This window comes from Pseudoduganella umbonata (assembly GCF_014192225.1).
GTDB lineage: Bacteria > Pseudomonadota > Gammaproteobacteria > Burkholderiales > Burkholderiaceae_D > Rugamonas > Rugamonas umbonata.
This window is the reverse complement of sequence record NZ_JACHXS010000022.1, coordinates 1-7,598: the sequence shown is the minus strand read 5'-3', so window position 1 is coordinate 7,598 and position 7,598 is coordinate 1. Positions and strand designations below refer to the sequence as shown.

Below are 7,598 nucleotides of genomic sequence, written 5' to 3'. Positions count from 1 at the left end.
ATTTTGAGCATTCCGGACCGAAGTCCGGAGGCACATCACATCAAACGCCCACACTTATCGACTGTTGATTGTTAAAGAATTCTGCCCTTGAAGGCCTTGCTGCGTTGTCGACAAATCGTTGTGTTTGTCAGCAGCAGAGAGATGAGATTATGCGGCGTTTCGTGCATCTCGTCAACCCCTCAGTTTGTATCGCAATGTTGCGTCAGCGATTCAAACTTCCCTGTCGCGCTGTTTCGTTTTAACGGCTACGTTGCGACAGGGACAGAACTATAGCAAAGCGAATAGTCGCCGGCAAGACCTCCGCCGGAATTATTTGTAGAAGCGAGCTCTGCAATATTTACTCAGCGTTAGGTATTAGCTAATATTTCCATACCAACGCCACCCGGGATGCGAAACGGTGAAACTGATCAGAAAGACCGGCCTGATACGCAGGCATGGGAACACCGTTGTCCATTGCGAAATCGAACTGTGCGAATTCGCTGCCGCGCCAGATCGTTACGTCGTCAATGTGCGGCAGGGCACGATGGGCGGGGAGTGGCGCGAATCCACCCACACGCCCCGTCCTGTGGAACTGGCAGTGGCGGAAACAATTTATCAGCAAACCCTCGCAGCGCGGATGACGCAGGGATTTGCCGACCCCGCGTTGGCTGTTGCCCCCGAAGCTTCATCAGCCCGGAACGACCTCACCAGCCAGCCCGCTCGCTCGGCCATCACCGAGGGCGACCGCACACTGTTGCGCCGACTGGAGCCGGGCAGCTGGAAACTGCTCGACCAGGGTCGCCGCAACCGTACCATCTGGCGCATCGGCGAACGCCGGCTCCGCACAGCCGTGCCAGTGCTTGTCGACCAGATCCAGCGTGGCGATGCAATGCAGGACTACTGTATCGCCTGGGCCATCGCACGGTGCCGCGATCCCGGCGCCGCCATCGCGATGCGCGAACTGCAGGCGCGCGGCACCACCGACGCGGTACGGCGCATGGCGCTGCTGGCATGGCTGATGCTGGCCACGCCCGAGGATCGGCAACGACACGCGCAGTCGCTGGTTGCGGCCTGGCCGGAAATACTGCGTGCTGCCTTCGAGCGCGGCGACAAGGCCACTTTATTGACACTTGCGACCTCGGAACTTGCGTGGGGCGAACCGGCACTGGATATCTGGCTGGAGCAGCTCGACCAGGTTGCCTTATGCCAGCCATTTGCCCGCGAGTTGCTGCTCGATCTGTTACGCAGCCTGCCGCTGCGGGCCGGCATTTTCCGCGCCATCCGCCACCTCTACAAGGCGGCCGAGCTGCGTGCCGATGCCGGCATGTTCGCGCTGCTGCATCGCCGCTTCGAGACCACCGCGCACCGTCCGGCCACGCGGGTCTGGATCGGCGGTCGCTACCTCTCCCATGCCGACGCGGCTGCCCGTCCGGACAGCACGGTTGCCTATGGCAAGCTGACACGCCACTATTTGCTGCGGCGCGGCTGGCGCATGCTGCGCCGCCTGGGCGAACAGGACGATCCTTCGTTCGTGCCGCTGGCACTCGGTGTGCTGATGCCGCTGGACGACAGTGAAGCATGTATGCCGTACCAGCGCGCCGGGCGCGTGCTCGATCGCTATGCCCACTGGATGCTGTTCAACCACTTGGCGCGCGCCCATGCAGGCCTGCGCCACACGCCTTCCGGACTGACCTGGTATCGCCGCGCCGGCGATCCGCCAGCTGACCTGGCTGCGAATAGCCGTCAGGAAGCGTTTCCCGCGATATGGGACCGTCATCCGGAGGCATTGCTGGCATTGATGCAGGAAAGCCGCTGCGACGGCGTGCACGCATTCGCCGCGCGCGCACTGGCCGACAACCAGGCATTCTGTGCGGCGCTTTCGCTGGACCAGTTGCGCCGCCTCCTGACCAGCCGCTACGAACCGACGGCGCGCTTTGCCTTTGCCGTGGCGCGCACGCGGTTCGAACCCGGTGAGCCGGATGCCGACTGGCTGATGCTGCTGGCTCGCGCGGCACTGCCGGCAGCCCGTGCTTATGCGATGGACTGCATTGGCCGCGATCCGGCGCGTTATGCAGGGGATCCATTGCTGGTACAGGCCATCCTGTGCGCACCTGACGCGCTGGTTCGGCGCCATGGATGGATCCTGTGCCAGTTCGCCCAGCGGCTGCCGGGAAAACCCGAGCAGATCGTGCTGCAATTGCTGGACTGGCTGGACTTCTGCACCGATATCGACGACGCCGCCAACGCGGCATGGGCGATTGCGGCGGACCTGTTCCAGGCTATCGACACGGCATTGCGCGAGGCAGCGGTGCGAGCGCCATACGAGCGCCTGCTGCAGCTGGCGGCGCACCCGCTGGCGGCTGTGCGCGTACTGGCTTGCCGTTGGCTGATGCTGCATGAGGTGCCGTCCACCGCGCTGCCAGGCGCCGTCCTCACCGCACTGCTGCGCGACGAAGAAGTGGCGGTGCGCGGCATGGCGGTGCGTTTGTTCGGCACCCTGCCCGACCCAATCCTGGCGCAGCAGCTGGACCTGATCGCGGCCTTCGCCACCAGTCCGGATGCGTTGGTGCGCGGTGCCATCGACAGTGTCATCGTTCGGCTGGCAAGCGATGCGGCATGCCGCGACGTGTTGTTGCCCGCCTTGCTCGACAGCCTGTTCCGCACCGAAACGGTGGAAGGGCTGCACGACGATATCTTGAAGTGGCTGACCGGACCGCTGGATGGGCCGCCGCTGTCCAGCCCCGACCTGTTGCGGCGCTTGCTGGCAGCGCGCGGCAAGGGAGCGCAACGCCTGGGCGCGATACTGATCGGGCGTTTCCCGGCCGGCCAGTTCGATGTGGCCGACTGGGCCGCATTCGGGCGCAACCAGAACGCGGCGGTGCGCCGCTGGGCCTACGCGGCTTTTGCCGGCCATCCCGACATGGCGAGGGCAAACATGGAGGCGGCACTGCGCCTGTTCGACAGCAAGTTCGACGATACGCGCGAGTTCGCCAGCGGCTTCTTCGGCACCGCCTGCTCGGGCAGCGACTGGACACCGCTGTTGCTGGTGAGCCTGTGTGACCATCCCGACCCCGCCGCCCAGCGCTTCGGGCGCGCCATGATCACCGAGCACTTCGACATTACCGATGTTGCTGAATTCATGTTGAAACTGAGCCAGCACCCTTCGGCCAATATGCAGCTGTTCGTCAGCGGCTGGCTCGAAAGCGCCAGCGGCGGCGATGCCGGCATGCTGCGCCGCCTGGAGCCCTATTTTCTCGGCGTGCTCTCCCAGGTCCACCGCGGCCGCGTCGTCAAGGGCCGCGTGCAGCGCTTCCTGCGCGAGCAGGCCATGCTGTCGGAGGAGATCGCCGCTTTCGTCGCGCAGGTGTTTGCGCGCCAGGTCGTCACCGTCGCCATCGGCGACAAGGCGCAATACATCGAAGCGCTACGCGAGATCCAGCAGCGTTATCCGGCCCTGCCAGCCGTCATGACCATCCATCAGCCGCCCGTGCGCAATACGGCCGGCACCGGCCAGGAAAGCTCGCAATGAGGTTCGACTACCGCTACTTCGGCACCACCACGGTCGACAACAGTGCCTCGGCCACCAGCATGCGCTTCGTACCGGACGCGCTGCGCCCACCCACCCACTTCGTCGCCGACGTCAACAAGCGCCTGCCGTTTCGCGAAGCCATCTCCGCATTGCATGACGTGGTGATTGCCGATCAGCGCTACCAGGCGCCCGACAAGACCGCCTACAAGGAATGGCTGGCGCTCAACGAAGAAGGCATGCTGGCCGAATATGTGGCCCGGATCGCGGACCTGCGCGCACGGCAGGCACCGCTGAAGGAGGAGCTGAAGGAAGTGCGCCTGCGCAAGGCCACGATTCTCAAGCCGTTCTACGAAGCGCAGCGCAAATACTTCAACTATCTGTATCACAACAACCGCGAGCTCTGGCTGGCATTCGACCCGGTGATCACGGTGCACCCGGACCGCATCTTCTTCGAATGCTTCAGTCGCGACGAATCAAGCTACGCCTCGCTCAGTTGCAGCCACAACGTGTTCGACCGCCTCGGCGATTTCGCCTGCGGCACTACCAATATCGACTACTCGGAAGCCTTGTACGGCGAATTCCAGAAGATACGCGACTACAAGAGCACGCGCCTGGCGATCGAGCCGGCAGGTTTCCAGGTACGGACGGCCGACGACCCGACCTTCATCGAACAAAAGATCGACGTGCCGGAGAGCTGGGTACGCGGCTTCCTGCAGGTGAGCAGCGCAATGGGCCTGCCGGCCCGCAGCTTCGACTTGCATCCGATGGACGTGCATAACTTCTGCCGGCAACTGCGCCGCCGCAAGGAGCGGACGGGGCCGCGCTCGTTGCGCTTCGTGCTGGCGCCGGGGGAACCGGTGCGTACCGTGTTCGAGCCATGGAACGAGGCAATCGCCTGCCGCCGCTCGATCTACACGGGCACGGTGCCGGAGGAGATCCGCATCTGGGGCAGGCGCCGGCTGCTGTTGCTCGAGCGCCTGATCCCGGCAGCAAGCAGCTTTACCGTGCACCTGATGGGAAGCGGCATGCCCAGCTTCTGGATCGCCAACCTGCCGGACATGCAGTTCACGCTGGGCCTGTCCGGCTGGACCGCCAACGATTGGTCGCGCGCCGGCCAGTTCGACCTGCTGGCGCCCCGTGGCGACGTGGACGACGACAGCAGGCAACGGGTATATGCCGCACTGGCGAAACGCTGGCTTGCGACCGCCGACCAGCTGGCGACCGATACCGGGCTGTCGCGGCTGACCGTCGAGCGCGCGCTCACGCTGTACACGCAAGCCGGCCGCGTGGTCTTCGACCTGGCGCAGCGTGTCTACCGCTTGCGCGAGCTGACGCGCGAGCCGTTACCGTTCGACGACCTGCGCTTTGCCAGCGCACTGGAAAGCGAGGCATGGTCGCTGGTGGCGCTGCACGCGGTCACGCTGCAGGCTTGCGAAGCCCAGGCCGACGGCGGGCTGAGGCTTGCCGGCCTGGCGCGCAGCGGCGAGCAGCGCCTTGCCGTGACACTGCGGCTCGATGCGGACCTGCGTATCGCCGACGGTGCATGCCAGTGCGAATACTTTTACCGCAACAGGCTGCGCCAGGGGCCATGCGCCCACATGCTCGCGCTGCGCCTGGCACAGGGGCACGGCGCTGAGCACGACCATCAGGACCAGGCAACCCGACATGGAGCGATCCGAAATGCTTGAAGCGCATTCGCCCGCACTGCTATACTCGACCGCGCAAGCATGGCGCGATGGCTCTTGCAACCCGGACGGCGGATCGCCGTCCTCGTATCCTGCTCCCCCCATGCGCCACTGGCCCGCTCTTCACTGGGCCGGACCAGCGCTGGCAGCGCGAGTCGGTGTGAATCCCATGAATTACGCCAGCGCTACCAGCGCGGTCCGGCGTCGAGTTGAGCGGTCCAGTCCTGCCGGCCCTTCGATGACGGTCGCGCCATGCTTGCCTTTCATCTCCACGCTTGCGGCTCCGCCTGGGATTGCCCGATGAGCGACAATACCCCTGCCCCGATGACCCGTGCCGCGCTGTATGCACGGCTGCGTACGCAATCCAGGGAAGAAGTCACGCTCGCCGAGATGCAGCGGCTAGGTTTCTGGCCGGAGAACGACCCGGGCAAGGCCGTGGCCGAACAGCTGATCCAGCGTGAGTCCGAGCTGGTTCGCGCGCTGCGCGAGCTGGGAAGCGACCTTCGCGTGGCGGAGGATCCGGCATTGGCCCTGAAGGCGATGCACAAGGAGCGCAAGGCGAAGGCCCGCGCGCGGCGCGAGGAAACACGGGAGCGTCGTGCACGCGAGCGGTTCGAGCGGGCCAACGCATGGCACCAGCGTCGCGCCGGCGAAATCCTCTACCTCGGCCAGGGTGTGTCGGCAGGTCTCGGCGAAGCGCGCAGCGATGCGGACAAGCTCGCGCGTGCCGCGCTGCCAGCCATGCATGATGCGAAGGACCTCGCCCAGGCGATGGGCCTGTCGCTGCCGGAACTGCGCTTCCTGGCATTCGACCGGCGCGTTTCCCGGATCAGCCATTACCGCCGCTTTGCGGTGCCGAAAAAAACCGGTGGCGAGCGAATCATCTCTGCACCGATGCCACGCCTGAAACGCGGCCAGTACTGGGTGCTGGACAATCTTCTGGCGCGCGCCGCGGTACATCCGGCTGCGCACGGCTTTCGCGCCGGGCGTTCGATCGTCACCAACGCCGGCCCGCACGTGGGCCGGGCCGTCGTGATCAATGTGGACTTGAAGGACTTCTTTCCTTCGATCGGGATGCAACGGGTTGCCGGCGTGTTCCGGCAACTCGGCTACAGCAAGCAGATAGCGACGATACTTGCCCTGCTGTGCACCGAGTCCGCAACGGAGCAGGTCAGCATCGATGGCGAGACATTTCACGTCGCGCATGGTCCACGCGTGCTGCCGCAAGGTGCGCCAACCAGCCCGGCGCTGACGAATATCCTGTGCCGCCGCCTCGACGCGCGACTGGAAGGCGCAGCGGCAAAACTGGGTTTTGCCTACACCCGCTATGCCGACGACCTGACCTTCTCGGGCGGCGAGGAGACACGCCGGCTTGCGGGCAAGCTGTTGTGGCGCGTTCGGCAGATCGTTGCCGACGAAGGTTTCACTCCGCATCCGGACAAGCAGCATGTGATGCGCGATTCGCAGCGTCAGGGCGTGACGGGCATCGTCGTCAACGAAAAGCCGGCTGTGGACCGGACGACGCTGCGCCGCTTCAGGGCGACGCTGTTCCAGGTAGAGCGCGACGGCCCCGCTGGCAAGGCATGGAACGGCAACGCCAATGTGCTGGCTGCGCTGGAAGGTTATGCACAGTTCATCCGCATGGTGGATCCGGCCAAGGGCACACCATTGCTGGCGCGTGTACGAGCAGCACGCGAGCGATGGAGCGATACGGGCTCGCCGGCGGTAACTGTAGCCAAAGCGATTTCCGCTGGCAATTTCCGCGCCCTGTCGGCGCAGGGCAAGGCACCTTGGCCGGGATTCTGGCAGGCCGGCATGGCGCCGGCACCGGTATTGGAAAAAACCCAGGAGCAGGTGGTTGCGATGAAAAAGGAAGCGCGGCAGCTGGCAAGGTCGCACGCTGCCACGTCTCCCACGCCTGGCGGGAAGGCGCGAAACGCTCGGTCACTGTGGCATGCACTGCTGTTGCAGATCCTGATCGCATGCTTCCTTGCCATCGCATTCCGCTCGCCCTGGCCAATCATCGCCATGCTCGCGCTGTTTTACCTGTCGCGGCGGGACCGCTCTGCTTACTGGACACGCTTCATCGGAATCCAGACGTTGGCGGTGGCCGGCATGCTGGCACTGATGAAACACTGAGGCGGGATTTTGAGCACTGCCCGCCGAAAGCAAAACCGGTGACAGGCACCTATTATTTGGAAACATTTCTGGAAAACTGGTGCCTGTCACCTGTTTTCCAGTCCGAATCGGCAGCGATTACAAACTACGCGGCACAAATGAAAAAAGCCCACCAGATCACTGGTGGGCTTTTCTCGGTATAACAGCCTGACGATAACCTACTTTCACACTGGTTGCAGCACTATCATCGGCGCAAAGTCGTTTCACGGTCCTGTTCGGGATGGGAA

General features: G+C 64.4%; 3 protein-coding genes. All 3 read left to right on the top strand.

Annotated elements, in window-relative coordinates; all coding sequences use genetic code 11:
- The first annotated feature begins 397 nt into the window (after window positions 1-397).
- The 3 genes from FHS02_RS31055 to FHS02_RS31045 all read left to right on the top strand — a co-directional run bounded on the left by FHS02_RS31055 (window position 398) and on the right by FHS02_RS31045 (window position 7,332).
- Window positions 398-3,508, top strand: coding sequence for a hypothetical protein (locus FHS02_RS31055; RefSeq protein WP_137316710.1), 3,111 nt, complete (start codon window positions 398-400; stop codon window positions 3,506-3,508).
- Window positions 3,505-5,196: an SWIM zinc finger family protein gene (locus FHS02_RS31050; RefSeq protein ID WP_217496866.1), complete on the top strand. Its 1,692-nt coding sequence runs from the start codon at window positions 3,505-3,507 to the stop codon at window positions 5,194-5,196. The genes FHS02_RS31055 and FHS02_RS31050 overlap by 4 nt, the downstream gene beginning before the upstream one ends.
- A gap of 297 nt (window positions 5,197-5,493) precedes the next feature.
- Window positions 5,494-7,332 carry a reverse transcriptase family protein gene (locus FHS02_RS31045; RefSeq protein ID WP_137316709.1) on the top strand — a complete coding sequence of 613 codons (1,839 nt, stop codon included), beginning with the start codon at window positions 5,494-5,496 and terminating at the stop codon, window positions 7,330-7,332.
- Window positions 7,333-7,598: the final 266 nt, after the last annotated feature.